At 73.7% G+C, this 22,166-nt stretch carries 22 protein-coding genes; 15 read left to right on the forward strand and 7 right to left on the reverse strand.

Features of this window, described 5'->3' with window-relative positions:
- On the reverse strand, positions 1 to 200 hold a 200-nt coding region (locus VKZ81_RS16345; RefSeq protein ID WP_324242429.1), incomplete at its 3' end, for a response regulator transcription factor.
- A gap of 136 nt (positions 201 to 336) precedes the next feature.
- Between VKZ81_RS16345 and rpe the strand changes: the two genes are divergently transcribed.
- The 12 genes from rpe to VKZ81_RS16405 all read left to right on the forward strand — a co-directional run bounded on the left by rpe (position 337) and on the right by VKZ81_RS16405 (position 13,323).
- Positions 337 to 1,014: a ribulose-phosphate 3-epimerase gene (gene rpe, locus VKZ81_RS16350; RefSeq protein WP_324242430.1), complete on the forward strand. Its 678-nt coding sequence runs from the start codon at positions 337 to 339 to the stop codon at positions 1,012 to 1,014.
- A complete protein-coding gene (gene tkt / locus VKZ81_RS16355; protein WP_324242431.1) occupies positions 1,011 to 3,023 on the forward strand; it encodes a transketolase in 2,013 nt (670 codons plus the stop codon). Before rpe ends, tkt begins: the two co-directional genes overlap by 4 nt.
- A 2-nt stretch (positions 3,024 to 3,025) precedes the next feature.
- A complete protein-coding gene (locus VKZ81_RS16360; protein WP_324242432.1) occupies positions 3,026 to 3,772 on the forward strand; it encodes an HAD-IA family hydrolase in 747 nt (248 codons plus the stop codon).
- 708 nt (positions 3,773 to 4,480) lie between these two features.
- The gene (locus VKZ81_RS16365) at positions 4,481 to 5,788 is read left to right on the forward strand and encodes a lipopolysaccharide biosynthesis protein (RefSeq protein ID WP_324242433.1); all 1,308 of its coding nucleotides are present in this window, start codon (positions 4,481 to 4,483) and stop codon (positions 5,786 to 5,788) included.
- 256 nt (positions 5,789 to 6,044) lie between these two features.
- Positions 6,045 to 6,707 carry a hypothetical protein gene (locus VKZ81_RS16370; RefSeq protein ID WP_324242434.1) on the forward strand — a complete coding sequence of 221 codons (663 nt, stop codon included), beginning with the start codon at positions 6,045 to 6,047 and terminating at the stop codon, positions 6,705 to 6,707.
- A gap of 544 nt (positions 6,708 to 7,251) precedes the next feature.
- Complete coding sequence (locus tag VKZ81_RS16375; RefSeq protein ID WP_324242435.1) at positions 7,252 to 7,674, forward strand: hypothetical protein; 423 nt, start codon at positions 7,252 to 7,254, stop codon at positions 7,672 to 7,674.
- A 17-nt stretch (positions 7,675 to 7,691) separates the two neighbouring features.
- Positions 7,692 to 8,207, forward strand: a complete 516-nt coding sequence (locus VKZ81_RS16380; protein WP_324242436.1) for a hypothetical protein — start codon at positions 7,692 to 7,694, stop codon at positions 8,205 to 8,207.
- A gap of 491 nt (positions 8,208 to 8,698) precedes the next feature.
- Entirely contained in the window at positions 8,699 to 9,544 is an 846-nt protein-coding gene (locus VKZ81_RS16385) for a mycofactocin-coupled SDR family oxidoreductase (RefSeq protein ID WP_324242437.1), read from the forward strand.
- 85 nt (positions 9,545 to 9,629) lie between these two features.
- Positions 9,630 to 11,375, forward strand: coding sequence for a CocE/NonD family hydrolase (locus VKZ81_RS16390; protein WP_324242438.1), 1,746 nt, complete (start codon positions 9,630 to 9,632; stop codon positions 11,373 to 11,375).
- The gene (locus tag VKZ81_RS16395; RefSeq protein WP_324242439.1) at positions 11,372 to 12,160 is read left to right on the forward strand and encodes an enoyl-CoA hydratase/isomerase family protein; all 789 of its coding nucleotides are present in this window, start codon (positions 11,372 to 11,374) and stop codon (positions 12,158 to 12,160) included. Before VKZ81_RS16390 ends, VKZ81_RS16395 begins: the two co-directional genes overlap by 4 nt.
- Positions 12,161 to 12,215: 55 nt before the next feature.
- The gene (locus tag VKZ81_RS16400) at positions 12,216 to 12,542 is read left to right on the forward strand and encodes a putative quinol monooxygenase (RefSeq protein ID WP_324242440.1); all 327 of its coding nucleotides are present in this window, start codon (positions 12,216 to 12,218) and stop codon (positions 12,540 to 12,542) included.
- Positions 12,543 to 12,633: 91 nt separating this feature from the next.
- Positions 12,634 to 13,323 carry a TetR/AcrR family transcriptional regulator gene (locus tag VKZ81_RS16405; RefSeq protein WP_324242441.1) on the forward strand — a complete coding sequence of 230 codons (690 nt, stop codon included), beginning with the start codon at positions 12,634 to 12,636 and terminating at the stop codon, positions 13,321 to 13,323.
- Between the two features lie 343 nt (positions 13,324 to 13,666).
- Here VKZ81_RS16405 and VKZ81_RS16410 read toward each other — a convergent pair whose 3' ends face one another.
- Both VKZ81_RS16410 and VKZ81_RS16415 read right to left on the reverse strand, forming a co-directional pair.
- Positions 13,667 to 14,059, reverse strand: coding sequence for an ester cyclase (locus VKZ81_RS16410; protein ID WP_324242442.1), 393 nt, complete (start codon positions 14,057 to 14,059; stop codon positions 13,667 to 13,669).
- Between the two features lie 34 nt (positions 14,060 to 14,093).
- Positions 14,094 to 14,618 carry a CGNR zinc finger domain-containing protein gene (locus VKZ81_RS16415; RefSeq protein WP_324242443.1) on the reverse strand — a complete coding sequence of 175 codons (525 nt, stop codon included), beginning with the start codon at positions 14,616 to 14,618 and terminating at the stop codon, positions 14,094 to 14,096.
- A gap of 87 nt (positions 14,619 to 14,705) precedes the next feature.
- On the opposite strand from VKZ81_RS16415, the gene VKZ81_RS16420 reads away from it, so the two are divergent.
- Positions 14,706 to 15,836 carry an epoxide hydrolase family protein gene (locus VKZ81_RS16420; protein ID WP_324242444.1) on the forward strand — a complete coding sequence of 377 codons (1,131 nt, stop codon included), beginning with the start codon at positions 14,706 to 14,708 and terminating at the stop codon, positions 15,834 to 15,836.
- Here the strand turns inward: VKZ81_RS16420 and VKZ81_RS16425 are convergent, their stop codons facing one another.
- On the reverse strand, positions 15,837 to 16,877 hold the full coding sequence (locus tag VKZ81_RS16425) for an acyltransferase family protein (protein ID WP_324242445.1): 1,041 nt from the start codon (positions 16,875 to 16,877) through the stop codon (positions 15,837 to 15,839).
- 315 nt (positions 16,878 to 17,192) lie between these two features.
- On the opposite strand from VKZ81_RS16425, the gene VKZ81_RS16430 reads away from it, so the two are divergent.
- Complete coding sequence (locus VKZ81_RS16430; RefSeq protein WP_324242446.1) at positions 17,193 to 18,587, forward strand: FAD-binding oxidoreductase; 1,395 nt, start codon at positions 17,193 to 17,195, stop codon at positions 18,585 to 18,587.
- 39 nt (positions 18,588 to 18,626) lie between these two features.
- On the opposite strand, the gene VKZ81_RS16435 is transcribed toward VKZ81_RS16430, so the two are convergent.
- Both VKZ81_RS16435 and VKZ81_RS16440 read right to left on the reverse strand, forming a co-directional pair.
- The gene (locus VKZ81_RS16435) at positions 18,627 to 19,553 is read right to left on the reverse strand and encodes an AEC family transporter (RefSeq protein ID WP_324242447.1); all 927 of its coding nucleotides are present in this window, start codon (positions 19,551 to 19,553) and stop codon (positions 18,627 to 18,629) included.
- Positions 19,550 to 20,431: an NAD(P)-dependent oxidoreductase gene (locus tag VKZ81_RS16440; protein ID WP_324242448.1), complete on the reverse strand. Its 882-nt coding sequence runs from the start codon at positions 20,429 to 20,431 to the stop codon at positions 19,550 to 19,552. The genes VKZ81_RS16435 and VKZ81_RS16440 overlap by 4 nt, the downstream gene beginning before the upstream one ends.
- Positions 20,432 to 20,476: 45 nt before the next feature.
- On the opposite strand from VKZ81_RS16440, the gene VKZ81_RS16445 reads away from it, so the two are divergent.
- Positions 20,477 to 21,118 carry a TetR/AcrR family transcriptional regulator gene (locus tag VKZ81_RS16445; RefSeq protein ID WP_324242449.1) on the forward strand — a complete coding sequence of 214 codons (642 nt, stop codon included), beginning with the start codon at positions 20,477 to 20,479 and terminating at the stop codon, positions 21,116 to 21,118.
- A gap of 95 nt (positions 21,119 to 21,213) precedes the next feature.
- Here the strand turns inward: VKZ81_RS16445 and VKZ81_RS16450 are convergent, their stop codons facing one another.
- Positions 21,214 to 22,146, reverse strand: a complete 933-nt coding sequence (locus VKZ81_RS16450; protein ID WP_324242450.1) for an MIP/aquaporin family protein — start codon at positions 22,144 to 22,146, stop codon at positions 21,214 to 21,216.
- Positions 22,147 to 22,166: the final 20 nt, after the last annotated feature.

Here is a 22,166-nt window from a genome sequence, read left to right on the forward strand (position 1 = left end):
CCCTGCATCCGCACGTCGCACAGCACGATGTCGGGGGCGAGGCCGTCGATGACCGACATCGCGGTCTCCGCGCCGACCGCCTCGCCCACCACGCGCACCCGGCTGCGGAAGGCCGAGAGCATCGCCTTCAGCCCCTCGATCACCATCTCGTGGTCGTCGACGAGCACGACCCGGACGGGCCCGCGTTCCGGCGTCACCATGGGGGAAGGGTAGGTCGCGGACGGTGAACGGGTGGAGGAGTCGCAGCCGCGGTTCCCCCCTCGATCCCCCGCGGCGGGGGACGAGGATCCCGCCTCCGCCTCCCTAGCGTCACCGGCGACGAAGGAGGTGGCGTGAATGGCGGAGACGGTCTCGCCCGTCGTGGTCGCATCGGTCCTGCCCGCGGACTTCGCCGAGCTGGGCAGCCAGGTCCAGGAGATCGAGAAGGCCGGCGTGGACCGGATCCAGTGGGACGTGATGGACGGCGACTTCGTCCCGAACATCACCTTCGGCCCCGACGTGATCGCGGCGTGCCGGGACCGGGTGGGCATCGGGTTCGAGGCCCACCTCATGGTCTGCGAACCCGAACGGATGCTCACCCGATGGGTGGAGGCCGGGTGCGGGATCGTCATCGTCCACGCCGAGGCGACCCCGCACCTGCACCGCACGCTGGGGCGGATCCGCGAGCTCGGCGCGCGACCCGGGGTCGCGCTCAACCCCGCCACGCCGCTCGCCGCCGTCGAGCACGTGCTCGACCTGGTGGACCTGCTGCTCGTGATGACCGTGAACCCGGGGTTCGGCGGGCAGGCCTACCTGGCCGGGATGGAGCGCAAGATCGCCGCGGCCCGGGCCGAGATCGACCGGCGCGGCCTGGACGTCGAGCTGGAGGTCGACGGCGGGATCGGGCCCGCCACGATCGGCGGGGCCGCGCGGGCCGGGGCGCGGGTGTTCTGCGCCGGGTCCGCCCTGTTCGCCGGGACGATGGCCGACAGCGCCCGCGCGCTGCGCGCCGCCGCCGAGGAGGCGATCGCATGACGGGCGTGACCGAGCACGCCGCACCCGGCGCGGCGGCGGGCACCGTCGACGAGCTCGCGGTGACCACGCTGCGGTTCCTCGCCGCCGACGCGGTGCAGGCCGCGAACTCCGGCCACCCGGGGATGCCCCTCGGGACGGCGCCCGCCGCGTGGGTGCTGTGGTCGCGCCACCTGCGCCACGACCCGGCCGACCCCGGCTGGCCCGACCGCGACCGGTTCGTCCTGTCCGCCGGGCACGGGTCCGCGCTGCTCTACGCGCTGCTGCACGTCACCGGCTACGACCTGCCCGCCGACGAGCTGCGCCGGTTCCGCAGGCTCGGCTCCCGCACGCCCGGGCACCCCGAGCACGGCGTCACCCCGGGCGTCGAGACCACCACCGGTCCGCTCGGGCAGGGGATCGCGAACGCGGTGGGGATGGCGCTCGCCGAGCGGATGCTCGCCGCCCGCTGCAACACCGGCGGGCACCGGGTCGTCGACCACCGGACCTGGGCGCTCGTCGGCGACGGCTGCCTCATGGAGGGGATCAGCCACGAGGCGGCGTCGCTCGCGGGCCGGCTCGGCCTCGGCAAGCTCACGGTGATCTTCGACGACAACGACGTCACGATCGACGGCCCGGCCCGGCGCACCTGCGCCGACGACGTCGAGGCCCGCTTCCGCGCCTACGGCTGGCGCACGCTGCGGGTGGAGGACGGCACCGACCTCGACGCGCTCGACCACGCCTACGCCGACGCGGCCGCCGACGACGAGCGCCCCACGTTCATCGCCGTCCGCACCACGATCGGCCACGGCGTCCCCGAGGTGGCGGGCACTCCGAAGGCGCACGGCAGCCCGCTGGGCGAGGCGGCGCTCGCCGCGATGCGGCGGCGGTTCTCCTGGCCGTCCGAGCCGTTCCACGTGCCCGCCGACGTGCGCGCCGCGGTGGCGGCCCGCCGCCGGCGCTGGGCCGCCGAGCGCAGCGAGTGGGAGCGGGCGCACGCCCGCTGGCGCGCCGACCAGCCCCGCCTGGCCGCGGAGTTCCCCTTGGACCGCGTCCCGGCACCCCCGCGCCTCGCCCCGCCCGCCGACCGCCTCGGGGCGGGCGGGGCGATCGCCACCCGGAAGGCGTCGGCCGCCGCGCTCACGGCGCTGGCGGACGCCTACCCGGCGTTGGTGGGCGGGTCGGCCGACCTCGCCTCGTCCACCGGCACCGCGATCGGTGGCGGGGACGTCGCCCCGGGGGCGTTCGGTGGGCGGACGATCCACTTCGGGGTCCGTGAGCACGCGATGGCCGCGGCGCTGAACGGCATCGCGCTGCACGGCGGGCTGCGGCCGTTCGGCAGCACGTTCCTCGTGTTCTCCGACTACCTGCGCCCCGCCCTGCGGCTGGCCGCCCTCATGCGGCTGCCGGTCGTCCACGTCTTCACCCACGACTCGGTGCACGTCGGCGAGGACGGGCCGACGCACCAGCCCGTCGAGCACGTCGAGTCGCTGCGGCTGATCCCGGGGCTCACCGTGCTGCGCCCCGCCGACGCCGCCGAGACGCGGCTCGCGTGGGAGCTCGCGGCCGCGAACCTCGACGGTCCCACCGCGCTCGTGCTGAGCAGGCAGGACCTGCCGGTCCTCGGTTCCGAGAACCTGGACGAGGCTCGCCGGCACGGGGCCCGGACCGTCACCGACCCGCCCGGGGCGCCCGACGTCGTGCTGGCGGCCAGCGGGTCGGAGGTGGCGCTCGCCCGGGAGGCGGCGGCGCTGCTCGCGGACCGCGGCATCGCGGCGCGGGTGGTGTCGGTGATGTGGCGGGAACGGTTCGAGGAGGCGCTCACCACCGGGGCGTTCCGGCTCCCCGACGCGCCCGTGGTGTGGGTCGAGGCCGGGGTGCGCACGGGGTGGCGGGCGGTCGCGGGCCCGCTCGATGCCGTCGTCGGCATCGAGCGGTTCGGGGAGAGCGGCACGGGCCCCGAGGTCGCCGCGCACCTCGGGCTCTCGGCCGAAGCGGTCGCGCGGACCGCCGTCCGGGTGCTGGGGTCGTAGGGGTGGCGCCGCAGCTGCGCGCGGTGATCTTCGACGTCGACGGCACCCTCGCCGACACCGAACGCGACGGCCACCGCCCCGCGTTCAACGCCGCGTTCGCCGAGCACGGGATCGACGTGGAGTGGGGCGTCGCCGAGTACGGCCGGCTGCTCCAGATCACCGGCGGCGCCCGGCGGATCGCCGCGGACCTGCGCGACCGCGGCGTCGACGGCGATGTCGAGGACATCGCCGCCCGCGTGCACCGGACCAAGACGGCCCTGTTCACCGCGCTGGTGACCAGCGGGGCGATCGTCGCCCGCCCCGGACTGCCCGAGCTGGTCGCCGACCTCGCCGCCGCAGGCATCCGGCTCGCGGTGGCGACCACCGGCCGCCGGACGTGGGTGGAGCCGCTGGTCGAGCGGTTGCTCGCGCCCCACCCGGTCGAGGTGGTCGTGACCGGCGACGACGTCGCCGAGCTCAAGCCCCACCCCGAGGGGTACGAGCGCGCCCTCTCCGCGCTCGGGCTGCCGGCCCGCGAGGCGCTGGCCGTCGAGGACTCGGCGGTCGGGCTGCGCGCGGCCACCGCGGCGGGGCTGGCGACCGTCGTGGTGACCAACGGCTACACCGCTGACCAGGACTTCTCCGGCGCGGCCGCCGTGCTGCCCGGGTTCGACGGGCCGGATCCGCTGCGCGCGCGGCGGCTGCGCGACCTGCACCGGCGGTGGTGGGCCGCAGGCGCCGTGGTGGGTCGCGGGCGGGGCGGCACCTGACCTGCCCGTCGTGCGGGACGGTCCGCTCGCCTCGGGACGACTCCACACCCCCCAGGTCCGATTCACACACCGCCGACGCGGTGCGCAGCGGACCTCGGCTGTGTGACGTTCGGCGCACCAGGTCCGATCGGTTCGGCGGGGCAGGCAACCCGTGGGCACCCGTGCGCGTCATCCTTACGGAGAGCGCAACAGGCGTTGCGTTCACGGTGCGTGAGCGAGGGTGTGCATGGGTATCAGCGGCGGGGGGCTCGGCCGGGTCGCGAGGCGGCGCGCGCGTCCGCATGTGGCAGGCGGGCAGAGGTTCCGGCAGCCGGCGGACACGGTGGAGGAGCGGCACGCGCCGGAGGCGAACCGGGCGGGCACGTCGGGTGGGGACGCTGTCGGAACCGGACCCGGGCACCACCGTCGGGGACCCGAGCCGCGACGCACTGCACCCGACTCGTCGGCCCGCGTCGAACTCCACATCCCGGCCGCGGTGGCGCACCAGGTCGTGAGCCGCCGCGGTGGATGCACCGCGATCATGCCCGCGCGGCAGGACGTCGCGCGGTGACGGGGCGCACGTCGCGCGGGACGGAGCCGGATCCGTGTCCCACCGTCCCCATCCCACTCGCCCATGCCGGCACGGCGGAGGCGAGGACAGCGCACCGGGGCACGACCGCGATCGCCGAGCTGCAAACCCAGCCGATCACGATCCCCGGCGCCGGTCCGATGACCTCGCCGACGACGGAGGACGCCGAGACGAAGTCGTCGGGTGGGATCGGTGAGGGTCTCGCCCTGTCGATCAGCTCCGCGCTCGGTGCGCTCGCCGGGCTCGCGAGCTGGCTCATCGCCGCGCGCCTCCTACCCCAGGCCGAGGTCGGACACGCGGCCGCCGTGGTCTCGGCGTTCATCCTGATCGCCGGTATCACCCAGCTGAACCTCGGCCTCGGCCTGATCCGCTGGCTGCCGGTCGCGGGCCGCCACGCCCAGCCGCTGGTCTGGCGCAGCCTGCTGCTGATCATGCCGTTGTCCGCGATCGTCGGCCTCGGCTACGTCATCGTGGTACCCGACCTGGCCCGCACCGCCGCCGGTGTGGACGGATCCCTGGCTGTCGGCATGTGCCTGTTCGCGCTCGCGACCGCCGGGTGGGGCGTGTTCGTGGTGCACGACTACATCCTGGTCGCGATCGGCAAACCCTGGTGGACGGTCTGGCGCAACGGCCTGTTCGCCATCGTGCGGATCTCCCTGCTCGTCGTGCTGGGCACGGCGCTCGGCGCGCAGGGGGTCGTCCTGTCGTGGGTCGGGCCCATCGTGGTGTGGATCGCGGGCGGCTCGCTGGTCCTCCTGGTGGTCGTGCGGCGTTTCGCCCGCCGGGCCGAGGGCGGGACCATGCCCACCCGGTCGGAGGTGGTGGGCTTCCTCGGCCCGACCGCGACGGCGCAGGTCGGTTACACCCTGCTGCTCAACCAGGTGCCGCTGGTCGTGATCCTGCGGTTCGGGCCCGAGTCCGGCGCGGCCTTCTTCATCGCGTGGCAGGCCGCCGTGGTCATCGAGACCGCCGCGAACTACTACATGCACTCGCTGTCGGCCAGCTGGGCGCGCACCCCCGACCGTGCGGCCGAGCTGACCTCGTCGTCGCGCCGCCGACTCCTGGTGATCTTCCTGCCGGCGCTCGCCGTGGGCGCGTTGCTCGCCGGGCCGGGGCTGTCGATCTTCGGGCCGGGCTATGCCGCGGCCGCCGACGTGCTCCGGCTGCTGCTGCTCGGGCTGGCGTTCCGGCTGCTCGTCGTGCACGAACTCGGGGTGCGCACGGCCGCCGGGCACGGCATGGCGTACGCGCGGTTGCACACCGCCAGCGCACTGCTCGTGCTCGTCGCCGCGCTGCTCGTGCCGGCGTCGACCGAAGCGCACCCCGACGGGGTCGGAGCGGCGTTGCTGCCGGTGGCACTGGGCTACGTCGCGGTCCAGGTGGCCTGCGCGGTGCACGTGGTCCTCGTCCGGATGCGCGGACGGGGACGCCGTCCGGCGACGACCTGACAGGACACGACCAGCCGAGGACAGCGACACCGGACCGGTGTCCGAGGACGGGGGTACCGATGTCGAATCCCGACTGCATCGTCGGCGGCGGGTCGACGGGGTGGGTACCGGCCGATCGGCTCCCCACCGGTCCCGGCATCCGGGTGCTGGTCCTGGACGCGGGTCGGCCGGTCCACCGGTGGGACCTCGCGGCGCACCTGGCGCCACCCCTTCGGACACGGGGCACCAGCCGGCCCGGACGCCACGGATCGGATCGATGACGCCGGCCGAGTCCCACGAGCCGTCCGGCGCGGACGGCGCAGGCTCCGGGGCAACGCGCTGGGAGGGCACGAGCGGACGTGCGGAGCGGCTGCGGCACGTGCGATCGTGCCGCCGCACGAAGCAACGCCGCACGAAGCAACGCCGCCGTCGACCAGCCCGGCACGAGGGCGGCGATCGTGCACCGACCCCTGACGAACGACGTCGATTCGACGAACTCGTCCGCCAGATCGATCAGGAATCCGCGACGGGTGCGGCCCATCGGGCCGCCGGGGCCATCCCCGCCCGGCGGGTGAAGCTCGCGGTGTCGCTGATCGGGCTGACGGGCGTCCTCGCCGGGCTCGCAACGGACGACGCCCTCGTCGTGGTCATCGCGATGGCCGGGGTCGCCGCGACCGTAGTCGCAGCGATCGTGTTCGCCTTCGCGGACACGCCCGGACGAGCTCCCGCGCCGCCGACCCGAACAGCCGACGGGAGGCTCGGACCATGCATGGCGCTGCTCGAACGGTTCTGGCTGAGGCTCACCACGTGCGCGGAGGACGGATGCCACGAACGACCCGCCCACCTGGGCTGGTGCAGCGAGCACGCCCCTGACCACGCACCGCGACCGGACGAGTACTGGGGCGAGTACCGCGCCGATCCCGACGGTGACCGCCGATGACTCATCCACTCGTTCGGCGGCAACCGCTCCGGATCCACCCACCGACCGAGGTTCAGCTAACCCGTATGGGTGAGCTAGCCTCACCGCGGGTCACCCCGCAACACCCGTTGCGTCCCCGATGCGGACCCGGCGATGAGGAACGCGAGACGAGAGGGAGGCAGTGACGACACAACACGTGCCGCCGCCGGCAGGCGAGCTGCCGCCTCGGCCGAGCCCTCGTCCCCGTCCCGTTCCGGGCCATCGGCACGAGCCGGTGGAGCCGGAAACCCAACGGTGGTCAGCCCCGCCACCGAGCGGGTACGCCGGTGCCCCGAGCGGGGTCGACCCACCCGTCGGCGGGAACGGTGCGCATCCCGGTCGGCCGGCACCGCCACTCCCGGAACGTCCACGGTCGCCCGAGCTGCCGCCGAGACCAGCGGCACCACCCGCGCCCCCGCAGCGCCCACGCCCTGCCGCATCGGCCTCGTTCCCCCCTCCCCGGCACTCCGAGCCGGACGCGACCACGCGGATGCAGGCGCCGGCGCGTGGTCGCACACCGCAGGTGGTGCCGGCCGAAGCGGCCACCGCCCCCATCGCGGTTCGGCCCACGCCACGTGCTGCCCAACCGGCCGACTCGTCGGGCACCGGGTCGACGGAGGGGACGCCTTCGCAGAACGTCGACGGGCGCGTCGCCGCGACGATCATCGCGGCCGGTGTCGGCTGCGCCGCCTTCGGCGTCGCCGTCGTGCTCGCCGAGTCGATCAGCGTGGTCAAGCAGTGGCTCACGCTCTCGTCCGCCGTCGGGCCGCTGTCCGGGAAGGCCGTGGCCGCGGTCGTGATCTACCCCGTCGTCTGGCTGGTCCTGCACGTCGCGCTCCGGAACGCGCAACCGAAGACCACCACCGTCACCGGGTGGACGGCCGTCCTGCTGACCATCGGGCTGCTCGGGACGTTCCCACCCGTCTACGGCCTGATCGCCGGGCATTGAGCCGCTCGAGGAGCGACGTGTTCACCGCCAACCAGCTGTTCCTGATCGTCCACATCGCCGTCTCCGTCGTGTTCCTGCACGCCTTCGCCGGAGGCCTCGCCACGTTCATCCGGGAGCCCACCGGTCCGATCGCCCGGAGGATCCAAATCGCCAGCGTGATCGGGATGGCGCTGACGGCCTGGGCGACGGTGATCTCCGGGACGTGGCTGATCTACCCCGGCTACCGGGCCGAACCCCCTGCAGGCGCGAGCCTCGACGCCTACCCGCGTTCGTGGCTGCTGAGCAGCGACGCCACCGCGTGGTGGCACACCTTCGGGATGGAGTGGAAAGAGCACATCGGCTGGCTCGCCCCGTTCCTCGCCACCGCCGTCGCGGTGGTCGTCCTCGCGCACGGGGATCTCGTGCGCCGCGACAGGCGGATCCGACGCGTCCTCACCGCCATGTTCACCACGGCGTTCGTCGCCACGCTCGTCGCCGCCGGGCTCGGAGCCGCGATCAACAAGGTCGCGCCCAACGACTTCCTGCTCAACTGACCTCGGTCGCGACCGGGCAGGCCGCGACCCGCTCGACCGCCCGCACCCGGGCGAGGCGCCGCTCGGCAGGCGGTCGCGCTCGTGCGGGCCACCTCAGGGCGACGCGCACACCGCGGGTGCGCTCCAGCGCCGCCGGCGCTGGGTGACGTCGCCCTCGGGTGCGGGGTCGGGGGAACCCGCGGTGGCTCCGGCAGGCGGTCGCACGTCGAGGTTCCGCGAACGCGGCAGGGTCTGGCCGCGGCTCGCCGACACCCCGGCCGCGACACGCCCACACCACGAGCGCGACTCGCCGGCGTCCAGCCCGCGACTCGCGGGTCTCTTGCGCTCGGCGCGACGCTACTCTACTTTACGAACGTACAGATTAATGGCGGGCGAGGCCCCGCGAACCACCTGACCGTCGTGGCGCTCGAGCGCGCCTCGACGTGCATTCCCTTGTGATTCCCGTCGACCACCGGACCCCATCGGGGTGGTCCAGGCGAACAGGAGCGATGATGGGCAGGCTGGACGGGAAAGTCGTATTCATCACGGGTGTCGCGCGCGGGCAGGGGCGCAGCCACGCGGTGCGGATGGCCGAAGAGGGCGCCGACATCATCGGAATCGACATCTGCGCGAACATCGAGCCGCTTCCCTACGACCTCGCCACCGAACAGGACCTCGACGACACCCGGGTGATGATCGAGGCCGCGGGCGGGAAATCGTTCCTGCGGAAGGCCGACGTGCGCGACCGGGCCGGGGTCGCCGAGGCCGTTGCCGACGGCGTGGCGCACTTCGGCCGCCTGGACGCGGTGGTGGCCAACGCCGGCGTCATCTCGGTCGCCGCCACCGCGCTCGACATCCCGGCCGACGAGTGGAAGGTCGTGACCGACGTGTGCTACGGCGGCGTCGTCAACACCGTCCGGGCCGCCGTGCCGCACATCCGCGCAGGTGGCCGCGGGGGTTCGGTCATCCTCGTGAGCTCGGTGGGCGGCGTCGCCCCCATCCCGACCACCGCGCACTTCACCGCGGCCAAGCACGCCGTCGTCGGCCTCATGCGCAACCTCGCGGTCGAGCTGGGGCCGGAGTCGATCCGGGTGAACACCGTCAACCCGAGCACGGTGGACTCGCCGATGGTCCAGAACCCGTGGGCGTGGAAGGTGTTCATGCCGCACCTGGAGAACCCCACCGCTGAGGACGCGGCGAAACCCGACGGGCCGCACCAGCCCCTGAACGCCTTGCCGACGCCGTTCATCGATCCCGTCGACGTGAGCAACGCGGTCCTGTTCCTCGCCTCGGACGAGGCGCGATTCATCACCGGCGTGACGCTTCCGGTCGACGCCGGCTGGCTGCTGAAGAAGTAGCGGATTTCCGCGACCACCGCCGGTGCACGCCATTCGTGTGCCTTCGCCGTGGCGCCCGGAAAGCGCGCAGAACGAAGGAGTTCGCATGATCGCCGAACGTGACGTCCACGTCGCGATGCGGGACGGGACGCGCCTGGCGGTGGACGTCTACCGCCCCGACGAACCCGGCCGCTACCCGGTCCTCTACGCGGCCGCGCTGCACAACAAGGACCTCCAGGGCCCGGACATCGCCGACGTGCTCCCGCCCCAGCCGGCGCACGCCCCGCTGTGGTTCGGCCCGATCGAGGCGGGCGACACGCGGCGGTTCATCGCCAACGGGTACGTGCACGTCATCGCGCAGCCGCGCGGCTCGGCCAAGTCCGAGGGCCGCTACGGCCACGAGGACACCGACCACTACGACACCATCGAGTGGATCACGCAGCAACCGTGGTGCGACGGCAACGTCGGGATGGTCGGCATCTCCGGCTACGCGGGGGAGCAGTGGCGGGCCGCCGCGCAGGGCCACCCCGCGCTGAAGGCGATCTTCCCGTACGACGCCTGCAGCGCCTACGGCGGCATGTTCGGGTTCCGCGACTTCTTCCCCGGCGGCGTGCTGCACACCTTCCCGTACCTGCTCGACGTGTTCAGCACGGTGCACGAGTCGCGGGACCGGCCCACGCAGCTGCCGGACGAGGAGGAGGCGCTGTGGCGCGAGGCCATGGCGAACCCCGACTTCAAGCAGTTCATCAACCTCTACAACATCCTGACCCAGAAGGGTCAGCGCACGTTCGTCATGTACCACGCCATGACCCACCCCTGGGAGCCGGACGGCGTGGTCGAGCAGGCCGAGGAGACCTTCAAGAAGATCAAGGTCCCCTTCTACACCGGTTCGGGGGCGTACGCGTACACCTACAAGCTCCACTGGTTGGGCGCGCAGCACTACTTCCGCAACGTCGACCAGCCGAAGAAGCTGATCTTCACCGGGCCGGCGCACCTGGAGCGGCCGTACCACGAGTACCACGACGAGCTCATCCGCTGGTACGACCACTGGCTCAAGCGGATCGACACCGGGATCATGTCCGAGCCGCCGGTCCGCTACTGGCTCATGGGCAGCAACGAGTGGCGCACCGCCGACGACTGGCCGCTGCCGGAGACCGAGTGGACGAGGTTCTACCTCGGCGGCTGGGAGACGCTGAGCACCCGGCCCCCGCGCCCGGCGGCCGAGGTCGGTGCGGCCGCCCGGCAGCCCGACGTGTTCACGCAGATGCCGCTCACGAAGACCACGAAGATCGAGCGCCTGCGCTACCTGACCGACCCGCTGCCGCACGACCTCACGGTTGTGGGCCCGATCAGCCTCACCCTGTACGCCGAGATCGACCAACCGGACACGAACTGGATCGTCATCCTCAAGGACGTCGGCCCCGATGTGTCCGTGCGCACCGCGCGCGAGGGGGAGCGCGACCTGCCGCCGGACCTCAAGGAGCGCGAGCTCACCCGCGGCTGGCTCAAGGCCTCGTACCGGGCGCTGGACGAGGAGCGCTCCACCCCGTGGGAGCCGTTCCACAAGCTGACCCGCGACTCCGTCGCCCCGGTCGAACCGGGCGAGGTCGTCGAGTACCGCGTCCAGATCCTCGGCACCGCGAACACCTTCAAGGCGGGCCACCGGATCTGCCTCGAGATCACCAGCATGGACGTCCCGACCGGGACGGGCGCCATGACGGGAGTCGAGTACATCCCCTACCACGTCACCAGCAGCACCACCGTGACGCACCGCATCTACCGCGACGCGGACCGGCCGTCCCACCTCCTGCTCCCGGTCATCCCGTCGAACAACGAGGAGCCCTCGCCATGACCACCGTTCGCTTCGAGCAGGAGGACGGCGTCGGCCGGATCGTGCTCGCCAACCCGCCCTACAACCGCATCGACTCGAAGTACGCGCTGAACCTGCGCGACGCGGTGCACGCGGCCTCCGAGAGCGGCATCCGCGTGCTCGCCGTCGTCGCGGAGGGCCCGAACTTCAGCCTCGGCGGCGAGGTCCGCGAGTGGCCGGGCAAGGACGTGAACTGGTTCCGCACGTTCGTCCGCCAGGTCGACACGTCCTACCGGGCGCTCGAGGGCCTGCGCGTGCCCACCGTGGCCGTCGTGCGCGGCCTCGCCTTCGGCGGCGGCTTCGAGCTGGCGCTCGCGTGCGACTTCCTCGTCGCCGCCGACACCGCGGTCTTCCGGTGCGTGGAGGTGACCACGGGGATGCTGCCGATCGCGGGCGGCGTCCAGCGCCTGGCCGAACGGGCGGGCCGGGCGCGGGCGCAGCGGTTCGCCACGCTCGGCGAGCCGATCCCCGGCACCCTCGCCGGGGAGCTCGGGATCGCCACGCACGTCGTCCCCGAGCCCCGGCTCGACGCCGAGGCCGACTCGCTGGTGCGCCACCTCGCCGTCGGCCCGACGCGTTCCTACGTCGCCACCCGCACGCTGCTCAAGGCCTGGTCCAGCGGTGGCGTCGCGGGCACCGACGAGCTGGTCCTCGACGTGGCCATGGAGCTGTACGACGGTCCGGACGTGCAACGCGGGTTCGTCAACACGGCCACGGCGTTCGACGCCGACGTCGAGCCCCCGGAGATCGAGTTCGAAGGCAGGTGACGGTCGCAGGCGGCGACCGTCGAGCAGGTGCACGAGCCACGGAGAGGTGACTTCGATGACCACCAGCCCGCAGCAGACGACCGAGTTCCTCGTGTTCCTGCCGGTCCGGCCGGCGGCCCGCGACGAGTTCCGCGCGAAGCTGTTCGAGATCGGCGACCACGTCGCGCAGGAGCCCGAGTTCGTCAGCTGCTCCATCCACGAGGACGCCGACGACCCGGACACCCTGGTTCTCCGGGAGGTGTGGGCATGCGGCCGCGACGAGCTGTTCGAGCAGCTGAAGCGGCCCTACCGGACCCGGTACGAGGCCGAGCTCTCCTCGATGCTCGAAGGCGAGCGCCGGTTCGTGTTCCTCACCCCGCCGATCGCCACCTACCCGGCGTGACGGCTCCGCACCCGACCATTCGCGATCGGGGCGAATTCGTCACGTCCGCGTTGAAATCCGGGGCGCCGCCGATCCCGTGTTAGGGTTCGGCATGGCGTCGAGAAGCGCGTCCGCCGCTGGGAAGCGGTCGGAGTCGGGGGCTTCGCAGGGGGCCGGGCGGCCCCGTCGGCGTGCGGAACAGCAGAGGGCGAAGGTCACCCGCAGCACCATCCTTTCCGCGGCATTGGCGGAGTTCGCCGAAAAGGGCTTCGAGGCCGCCAGCATCCGCGGAATCGCCGAGCGCGCGGGCGTGCAGCACCCGCTGATCACCTACCACTACCCCACCAAGGACGCGCTCTGGCAGGCGGTGGCCGAGTCGACGTTCGCCCGCATCCGCGAGGAGTGGGACGCGCAGGCCCCCGAGGACGCCGACCCCCTGGAGCGGCTCCGCGCCGAGTACCAGGCGCTGTTCCGCCACACGGTCGCGTTCCCCGACTTCCACCGCTTCATGCGGCAGGAGGCGGCCACCGACAACCCGCGGCTGCGGTGGGTGGCCGACACGGTCCTGCGGCCCCTGCTCGACCGGCTGCTGCCCCAGATCGAGGCAGCGCAGGAGCAGGGCAAGCTGCCCCGGGTCGAGCCGATGCTGTTCCACTACATGATGGTCAGCCTGACGGCCACGTTGTCGGAGTTCGGCCCCGAAATGCAGGTCACGAGCGATCTGTCGCCCGACAGTGCGGGCGTCGCCGACGAGTACTGGCGGCTGGTCGACGCGATGGTTTTCGGCGCCGTCGACCGCTGAACCGCCGGATCTGAAACACGCCTCTTTCCTGGCCGGCTGCCGTTTGCTCTCTTTTCCGTGGGTGTGGGGAAATGCTGGAAAACCTCGCCGTCCCGTCCTGTGCCTGCGGGACGCCCGACGTCCCGCTGCTCGGCGACACGGTCGGCGGCAACTCTCGACCGCACCGCGGCCGCCTCCCCCGATCGCGAGGCCCGCGTCGACGTCCCCTCCGGCCGCCGCCGGAGCTCGACGCGCTGGCGCTCGGCCTGCTCGGTGCGGCATCGAGCAGGGCGACCGGGTGGGCATCCGGGCGTCCGACGTCCCCGAGTGGACCCTGCCGCTGTACGGGGCGCCTGACGCGGGGTCAGGCGGACCCGAGCTGGGCGGCGATCGCCGGGCGGTCGATGAGGGACCAGACGTGCGCGATCCGACCGCCCTCGTACCGGTAGAACACGTGCTCGGCGAACGAGATCGGCCGCCCCGTCGGCGCGCACCCGAAGAACGTGCTGGTCGGGGTGCAGGTGAACCAGAGCCGGCACGCGACGGTGTCGTCGGTCGCGACCAGCAGGTGCGGGTCGAAGCGCAGGTCCGGCACGGCGCGGGCGTCGGCCGCGATCATGTCGGCGTACCGGCGGCGGGTGAGCCGCTCGCCGTTGTAGGTCAGCTCGTCGCGAACGTGGTCGACCAGGTCGTCGAAGCGCCGCTCGTTCAGCGCGTCGAGGTAGGCCAGGTAGGTGGCTTCCAGGCCGTCGGGCACGGCGTCACTCCATCCGGTCGGTTGGGGGTGGGCGTCAGCTCGCCCGCTGGTGGCGGCGCCGGTAGGCGCGGGTCTTGTGGCGGTTGCCGCAGACGTTCATGTCGCACCAGCGGCCGCGGCCGCTGCGCGAGGTGTCGTGGAAGGCCCACCGGCAGTCCGGCGCCGCGCAGAGCTTGACGCGGCCCCAGTCGCCGCGGGCCGCGGCCACGGCGACCGTCTCGACGATCGCGTCGAGCCACAGTCGCCCCGACCGGGCGGCGAGCCGCAGCCCGCCCGATCCGTCGGGGAGGAGCGCCAGCGGGTGCTCCGCCAACGCGGCGGCGCCGTCATCGTCACCCGTGAGCGAGCGCCGCAGCGCCGTACGCAGCGCGACGGCGGCGGCCAGGTCCGCCCGCCCGACCGGGTCGGTCCGATCGGCCAGCCCGTGCTCGGCCAGCCAGTCCGCGAGCGCCCCCGGCGAGGTGAGCCGCTCGCCGCCGGTGTGGACCGTGCCGCGCCGGCTGAACGACCGCTCGTCGACGGTGTTGAGGAAGTCGGTGATCAACCCGAGGCCGGACACGACACCACTGTAACCGCTCACTGGTGTTGCGGTACGCCGACACCGGTATTAGCTTTCGGCGGTGTCGACCGACGAGTGGAGGACCCCGTGCCGGAGCAGGTGCTGCAGGTGCCCGACGCCGACGTCGCCGACCTCCGCGCGCGGCTGCGCGCGACGAGGTGGGCGACCCCGTGGCCGGTCGACGCGTGGGAGGCCGGAACCGACGGCGTCGAGCTGCGCCGGCTCGTCGCGCACTGGGCGTCGGGCTACGACTGGCGTGCGCACGAGGCCGCGATCAACGCCCTGCCGTCCGGGTTCGCCGACATCGACGGCACCGCGGTGCACTACCTGCGCTTCGACGCCGAGCGCGCCGGTGCGCTGCCGCTCGTGCTCGTCAACGGCTGGCCCAGCTCGTTCCTCGAGCTCGTCGGTCTGGCCGAGCGGCTGTCGACCCCGTCGCGCCACGGGGGCCGCCCGGAGGACGCGTTCACCGTGGTCGTGCCGAGCCTGCCCGGGTTCGGGCTGTCGGCACAGCGGCCCGGCCTCGACACCGGACCGCTGGTCCACGACCTCCTGCACCGGCTCATGCACGACGTGCTCGGCTTCGCCCGCTACGGCGCGCACGGCTCGGACCTCGGCGCGGGGGAGTGCAGCCTGCTCGCACAGGCCCACCCGGAGGCCGTGGTGGGCCTGCACCTGCTGTCCGTCGCCGACCCGCCCGACGCCGACCCGGGCGGGGCGACCGACGCCGAGCGCGCCTACCTCGATGCGGAGCGGGCCTGGTTCGACGCCGAGCGCGGTTACTCCCACCAGCAGCAGACCCGCCCGCTCACCCTCGCCCAGGGGCTGTCCGACTCACCTGCGGGCCTGCTCGCGTGGATCCTGGAGAAGTACCGGGCGTGGAGCGACTGCGCCGGCGACCCGGCCGGCCGGTTCGGCGACGACTTCCTGCTCACCCAGGCGTCGCTGTACTGGTTCACCGGCTCGATCTCGACGTCGTTCCGGCCCTACTACGAGCGCGCCCGGGGGGTCACCCCGCGCGTCGAGCGGGTCGAGGTACCGACCGCGATCGCGCTCTTCCCGCACGACCTCGGCGGGCGGCCGCCGCGCAGCTGGGTCGAGCGAACCTACCGCCTCGCCCGCTACACCCCGATGCCGCGGGGCGGGCACTTCGCCGCGCTGGAGGAGCCGGGGCTGCTCGCCGCCGACATCAGCGCGTTCTTCCGCGACCTGCGCTGATCACCCGGACGGCGGGCGGCCCGCGAGCGCGGGCTCGCGCGCCGGCGCCGCGCTCGCCGGGCGGTACGCGAGGCGGTCCGGCAGCGCGAACAGCCACGTCCCGCCCGCCGCCACCAGCGCCTTCTGCGCCGCCAGCGACAGCCCGATCAACACGGCCGTCATCGCGAACGGGAGCGCGTAGGCGACCGCGGTCGGCAGCGCGAGGTGGCGGACCGCGCCCACGACCAGCGCCAGCGGCAGCATGTGGATCAGGTAGATCGGCAGCGTCCGCCGGCCGAGGGCGACCAGCGGCCTGCCGATCGCGTACCGGGTGATCCAGCCGGCGAACAGGACGCCGAAGCTCACGGCGAGGCAGTTGAGCAGCCACGCCACGCCCGGCGCCGTCCGCAGGCCGAGCGCGACCGCGCCGCCCGCCGCCGCGACGCAGACCGCCGCTGCCGCCGCGACCAGCGGCAGGTTGCTCGCCCGCGCCACGCCCTCGACCAACCGCTTGGCGTGCCAGCCGAGCAGGAAGAAGAACAGGAAGCGGCAGATGGCGACCCACCGCGAGTCGATCTCGAGCAGGCCGGCCCCGGCCACCGCCGACAACACCCCCGACGCGGCCAGCTGCACCGCCACCGGGACGGGCCGCAGCAGCTTGCCGACGACCGAGAACAGCGCGAGGGCGTACAGGAACCACATGCTCGGGCCGGGCAGCACCAGCGCGAGGAGCACGTTCAGCGGGTTCGCCGAGTCGTCGGGGTCGACGCCCTCCGGCACGAGCGTGGCGAAGAACGTGAACCGGATCGTCGTCCACAGCAGGTAGAGCCACAGGAAGAACGCCACGCGCTTGTGCAGCAGCGTGCGCCACGGCGCGGCGAGCGGCCCGGCCACGAACAACCCGGACGCCAGGAAGAACAGCGGCATGCGCAGCGACGCGAGCGCCTCGTTGCCCGCCACGACGGGCAGCGGTGCGAGCCCCGACGTGTCGAGGAAGTACACCGCGTGGTGGAGGACCACGAGGACGATCGACAACCCCTTGGCGGCGTCCACCCACGCCACGCGGGAACCGGCCCCGGCCGCCGGGGACGCCCCGGCAGTCGCCTGCGTCCGCCCTGATCCGTTCGCACCCATTGCCCGGCACGGTCGCAGACCGGCCCTGTGACGACGCTGAGACGAAGACCTCGACCTTCCCCGGCGGGAGGGAGCCCGGCGCCTCGTACGTCCTGTGGTCGGGCCGTCCCCCGAACGGGTTGTTCCCGGCCCGGACCAGCGGTCGGACGACGGCTCCTGACGGCTTTCTCAAGGCTGTCGCAAGGTTTCGCCAACCGGCCGGGCCCAGAGTCCTCCGCAAGCCGTTCGACACGGAGGACCACCATGAGCCTGAGCACCGACCTGACCGCCGCGCAGGGCGCCGAGATCCCCCTCGACCAGCTGCGTGCGCAGCTGGACGGGCCGGTCCACGTCCCGGCCGACGAGGCGTACGACGCGCTCGTCACCCCGTGGAACCTCGCCATCCCGATGCGACCCGCCGTGGTCGTCGCGGCGCGCACCGCGCGGGACGTGGCGGCCACCGTCCGCTTCGCGGGCGAGCACGGCCTCACCGCCGGCGTGCAGGCCACCGGGCACGGGGCCGTGTCGTCGCTCGCGGGCCGCGTCCTGGTCACGACGGCGGAGCTGGACGAGGTCACCGTCCACCCCTCGGGCTGGGCGCGGGTCGGCGCCGGCGTGAAGTGGGCACGCGTGATCGAGGCCGCCGCGCCGCACGGCCTCGCGCCCCTGTGCGGGTCCTCGAGCGACGTCGGCGTCGTCGGCTACACCGCCGGCGGCGGGGTCGGCCCACTGATCCGCACGTTCGGCCTCGCCGCCGACCGCGTGCGCGCCTTCGACGTGGTCACCGGCGACGGCGAGCTGCGGCGGGCCACCCCGACCGAGCACCCGGACCTCTACTTCGCACTGCGCGGCGGCAAGGGCGCCGCGGGCATCGTGACGGCCGTCGAGTTCGACCTCGTGCACCTGCCGCGGTTCTACGGCGGTTCCCTCTACTTCGACGGCGTCGACGCGCCCCGCGTGATCGACGTGTGGCGCAGCTGGTCGGCCGCGCTGCCCGAGCAGGCCACGACGTCGTTCGCGCTGTTCCAGCTTCCACCCATCCCGGGGGTGCCGCCGCAGCTCGCCGGCCGCCTCACGCTGGGCCTGCGATTCGCGTGGACCGGGGAAACGGGCCGCGGCGCGCGGCTGCTCGACGAGATCCGCGGGGTCGCCCCGGTGATCCTCGACGACGCGGCGATCAAGCCGTACACGGCGATCGACTCGGTGCACGCCGACCCGGTCGACCCGATGCCCATCATCGACCCGGCGACGCTGCTCACCGACTTCACGGCCGAGACCGCGGCACAGCTGCTCGCGCTCGCCGGGCCCGGGTCCGGCTCCCCGCAGGTGCTGGTCGAGGTCCGCCAACTCGGCGGGGCGTACGCGCGGGTGGGGCAGCACCCGAGCGCGTTCGACCACCGCGACGCCCGCTACAGCGTCCTGGTCGTCGGCATGGCGCCCGACCCGGCCACCCGCCCGCACGCGGAGCGGGTCTTCGCGGCGCTCACCCCGTGGGACACCGGCGGGGTCTGGCCCAACTTCGGCCCGCCGCACGACGTCGACACCGCCCGCCGGGCCTACCGGCCCGACACCCTCGAGCGGCTCGCCGAGATCTCCCGCACGTACGACCCGCGCGGGGTGCTGCAGGCGGGCGCCTGCATCCGCGCCGCCGCGGCCTGACCGCCGCGCGGTCGCGGACCAGGTCCGCCCTCGGGTCCTTCAGGGGAGGGCCCACGCGGCGGCGAGGGGAACGGTCGCGATGCTCGCCACCGTCGACACCAGCGCCGCGGCGGAGACCTGGTCGGCGTCGGCCCGGTAGTGCTGCGCGACGAGGTAGACGTTCCCCGCCGTCGGCAGCGCGGCCAGCAGCACGCCGGACTGCACCCAGAACGGCTCGAGGCGCAGCAGCGGACCCAGCACCCACCAGGCGAGCGCGGGGTGGGCGACGAGCTTCGCGGCGGCCACCCCGGCGGCGACGGCGACGGTGCCCCGCCCGATGCGCTGGGCCGCCAGCGCCCCGCCGAGCGCGAAGAGCGCGGTGGGGCCGGCCGCGGCCCCGAGGAAACCGAGGAAGTCGTCGGCCGGTGCCGGCAACGCCGCGCCGGTCGCGGCGAACGCGCCGCCCAGCAGGATCGCGACGACGACCGGGTTCTGCACGGTTCCGCGGACCAGGAGAGCCGCCGTGCCCGCGCGTTCGCTGCGGGCGGTGCTCATGAGGACGGCGCCGACCGAGAGCACGACCGTGATCTCGGCCAGGATCGCCATGGCGAGCGGACCGGCTCCGCGTTCGCCGAAGAAGGCCACCACCAGGGGCGGCCCGAGGAACCCGAGGTTGCCGACCGACGCGGCGGTGGACCGCGCGCCCGCCGCCGCGACGGGGGCGCGGCGAAGGAACCGCGCGACCGCGAACACGAGCGCGAAGACGACGCTCCCGGCGAGCAGGTAGCCGCCGCAGAACGCCGGGTCGAGCGAGGACAGCGGCCGGCCGCCGACGAGCCGGAACACCAGGGCCGGCAACGCGAAGCGGAACGCGAACGCGCTCAGCGCGTCGAGCGCGGCGGCGGGCAGGAGGCCGGTCCGCGTCGCCGTCCAGCCGAGGGCCATGACGCCGAAGATCGGAAGGGTGAGCCCGACGACCTCGCTCATCCGAGCGCTGCGGTGCGTCGCTCGATCGCCCGGACCACGGCCACCATGTCGGAGCCGGCGAGGCCCAGCTCGTGGGTCTCGCGGAACAGGGCGTGGCAGGCGTCGAGCAGGGGAGAGGCGATGCCGGCCCGCCGCGCCTCCTCCGCGATCGGGGTGCAGTTGTTCAGCAACACGTCCGCGACGGCGGCCTGGACCCGGAAGTCCCGGTCGACCAGCTTGCGCGTCTTCACCCGCGACACGCTGCTGGCCATGGGGCCCGCGTCCACAACGGCCGCGAACCGCTCGAGATCCAGGCCGTGGGCTTCGGCGAAGTGGGTGGCCTCGACCAGCCCGGTCACCATCGTGATGAGGAAGACGTTGACCGCGTACTTCATCAGCAGCGCGTTCGGCACCGGCCCGCACTCGACGGCCGCGCGGCACACCGGGCCGAGCAGCGGGCGGACGCGATCCACTGCGGCCGGGTCGCCGGCCAGCATCGCCACGAGCTGCCCGGTCTCGGCCGGTACCCGGGAGCCGGAGACCGGCGCCTCGACGTAGCTGCCGCCCGCGGCGCGGACGTCGGCTTCCAGTCGGCGCGAGTAGTCGGGCGGGGTCGTACCCATGTGGACGACCGTGCGCCCGGCCACGTCGACGGCGAACCCGGCCGGGCCGCGGCCGAGGACGGCGTCGACCGCCGCCCCGCTCGCCAGCATGAGCAGCACGACGGGCGCCTCGGCGAACACCTCGGCGGGGCTCGCGGCCACCTTCGCCCCGGCCGCGCGCAGCGGGTCGCACTTGTCGGCCGAGCGGTTCCACACGACGAGCGCCGTTCCGGCGCGGGCGAGGTTGAGCGCCATGGGTCCGCCCATGACGCCGAGGCCCAGGAAGCCGATGGTCATCCGCACCTACTATGTCGGTTGTCATAGAACGTCGAGGGGAGCGCCATGGCCGACCCGCAGTCGCCCACCGCCCAGCCGTCGACGGCGCAGCGCCGCCCGCGGGAGCGCATGGTCTACAGCGCTGCCCAGCTCATCCGCGCCCGCGGGGTGACGGCCACCGGCGTGCGCGACGTGGTCGAGCACGCGAGCGCCCCGCGCGGCTCGTTCCAGCACTACTTCCCCGGCGGGAAGGACCAGCTCGTCGGGGAGGCGGTCGAGTGGGCGGGGGACTTCGCGGCACGGTGGGTCGCCTCCTACCGGGAGACCGCGGACGCACCGTCACCGGACGGGTTGTTCGCCCACGTCGTCCAGCCCTGGAAGGACGAGTTCGCCTCCCGCGGGTACGAGCGCGGGTGCCCGGTGATGGCGACCGCGGCCGACCTGGCGGGTGGCGAGTCCGCGGTCAACCCGCCGTTGCGCCGGGCGCTCGCGCGGTGGGAGGGCGCCGTGGTCGACGAGCTCGTGGGCATGGGCGTGCCGGCCGACCGCGCCCGCAGCCTCGCCGTCCTGATGATCAGTGCCCTCGAGGGGGCGATCATGTGGTCCCGGGTGAACCGGGAGACGGCGCCGCTGGACATCGTCGTCGCCGAGCTCGCGCCCCTGCTGCGCGCGGCGGGGCGGGCGGGCGACCCGCCCCGGCCGGACTGACGTGCTCCCACCCCGCCTTCGTATCATGACAGCTGTCATAGTGGAAGGGTCGACCGGTGCGCGCCGTGCCGACCCCCGGGGCCGGGGGCGAGCGGCTACCCCTGCGGCCGGTCTGCGTCGTCGTCCGCCGGCACGCGGCCGACCTCCGGCGTCGGCTCCCGGTCTTCCGGTCGTCGGTCGAGCCGGGTGGCCAGGACGCCGCCGATGAAGAGGTCGTAGACGACGATCCCGACCACCCCGCCGATCAGCGGGCCGACGATCGGGATCCACCAGTAGTTGTCGAACCACTGCCCCGCGCCGGGGAACGCCAGCTCGCCCCACCCGGCGAGCGCGGTGAACAGGCGCGGCCCGAGGTCGCGGGCCGGGTTGATGGCGTAACCGGCGTTGGTGCCGATGGAGAGCCCGATCGCGCCGACGACCAGGCCGATCAGGAAGGGGGCCAGGTTCGACAGGGGTGCCTGGTTGCGGTTGTCGATCAGCGCCGCGACGAGCCCGACGAGGACCGCCGTGCCGACGATCTGGTCGAGCAGCGGACCCCACCAACCGCCCTGGAAGTACTCGGCGGGGAAGGTCGCGAAGATCGCGAACGTGGACAGGGACTGGTCCCGCGTCGCGAAGCCGTTCGCGGCGTTGAACGCGTCGATCGCGGGTGCGTACAGGGCGTAGACCAGCGCCGCGGCGGCGAACGCCCCGAGCAGCTGGGCGATCCAGTAGGGCCCGACCTTGCTCCAGGGGAAGGCGCGCCGCACCGCGAACGCCAGGGTCACGGCGGGGTTGATGTGGGCGCCGCTCACCCCGCCCGCGACGTAGACGCCGAAGACGACCGCCAGCGCCCAGCCGAAGGCGATGATCAACCAGTTGGCGGCGTCGAAGGGCGTCTCCTGCCTGCCGGATCCGGGGAGTCCGGCCACCGCCACAGCGACCGAACCACATCCGAACAGGATGAGGATGAACGTGCCGAGGAACTCCGACAGCAGCTCGCCACCGAGTCCTGCGCGGAATCCGCCTCCGTTGCGCAACGTGCTCATGTCCGGCCTCCTCGCCCCTC

The organism is Pseudonocardia sp. (assembly GCF_035305885.1).
Classification (GTDB): Bacteria; Actinomycetota; Actinomycetes; order Mycobacteriales; family Pseudonocardiaceae; genus Pseudonocardia.

What these genes read in the sequence shown, in the direction of transcription:
- rpe (WP_324242430.1), top strand. Translation starts at nt 337, where the DNA reads ATGGCGGAGACGGTCTCGCCCGTCGTGGTCGCATCGGTCCTGCCCGCG.
- tkt (WP_324242431.1), top strand. Translation starts at nt 1,011, where the DNA reads ATGACGGGCGTGACCGAGCACGCCGCACCCGGCGCGGCGGCGGGCACC.
- VKZ81_RS16365 (WP_324242433.1), top strand. Translation starts at nt 4,481, where the DNA reads ATGACCTCGCCGACGACGGAGGACGCCGAGACGAAGTCGTCGGGTGGG.
- VKZ81_RS16370 (WP_324242434.1), top strand. Translation starts at nt 6,045, where the DNA reads ATGACGCCGGCCGAGTCCCACGAGCCGTCCGGCGCGGACGGCGCAGGC.
- VKZ81_RS16385 (WP_324242437.1), top strand. Translation starts at nt 8,699, where the DNA reads ATGGGCAGGCTGGACGGGAAAGTCGTATTCATCACGGGTGTCGCGCGC.
- VKZ81_RS16390 (WP_324242438.1), top strand. Translation starts at nt 9,630, where the DNA reads ATGATCGCCGAACGTGACGTCCACGTCGCGATGCGGGACGGGACGCGC.
- VKZ81_RS16395 (WP_324242439.1), top strand. Translation starts at nt 11,372, where the DNA reads ATGACCACCGTTCGCTTCGAGCAGGAGGACGGCGTCGGCCGGATCGTG.
- VKZ81_RS16400 (WP_324242440.1), top strand. Translation starts at nt 12,216, where the DNA reads ATGACCACCAGCCCGCAGCAGACGACCGAGTTCCTCGTGTTCCTGCCG.
- VKZ81_RS16405 (WP_324242441.1), top strand. Translation starts at nt 12,634, where the DNA reads ATGGCGTCGAGAAGCGCGTCCGCCGCTGGGAAGCGGTCGGAGTCGGGG.
- VKZ81_RS16430 (WP_324242446.1), top strand. Translation starts at nt 17,193, where the DNA reads ATGAGCCTGAGCACCGACCTGACCGCCGCGCAGGGCGCCGAGATCCCC.
- VKZ81_RS16435 (WP_324242447.1), bottom strand. Translation starts at nt 19,553, where the DNA reads ATGAGCGAGGTCGTCGGGCTCACCCTTCCGATCTTCGGCGTCATGGCC.
- VKZ81_RS16440 (WP_324242448.1), bottom strand. Translation starts at nt 20,431, where the DNA reads ATGACCATCGGCTTCCTGGGCCTCGGCGTCATGGGCGGACCCATGGCG.
- VKZ81_RS16445 (WP_324242449.1), top strand. Translation starts at nt 20,477, where the DNA reads ATGGCCGACCCGCAGTCGCCCACCGCCCAGCCGTCGACGGCGCAGCGC.
- VKZ81_RS16450 (WP_324242450.1), bottom strand. Translation starts at nt 22,146, where the DNA reads ATGAGCACGTTGCGCAACGGAGGCGGATTCCGCGCAGGACTCGGTGGC.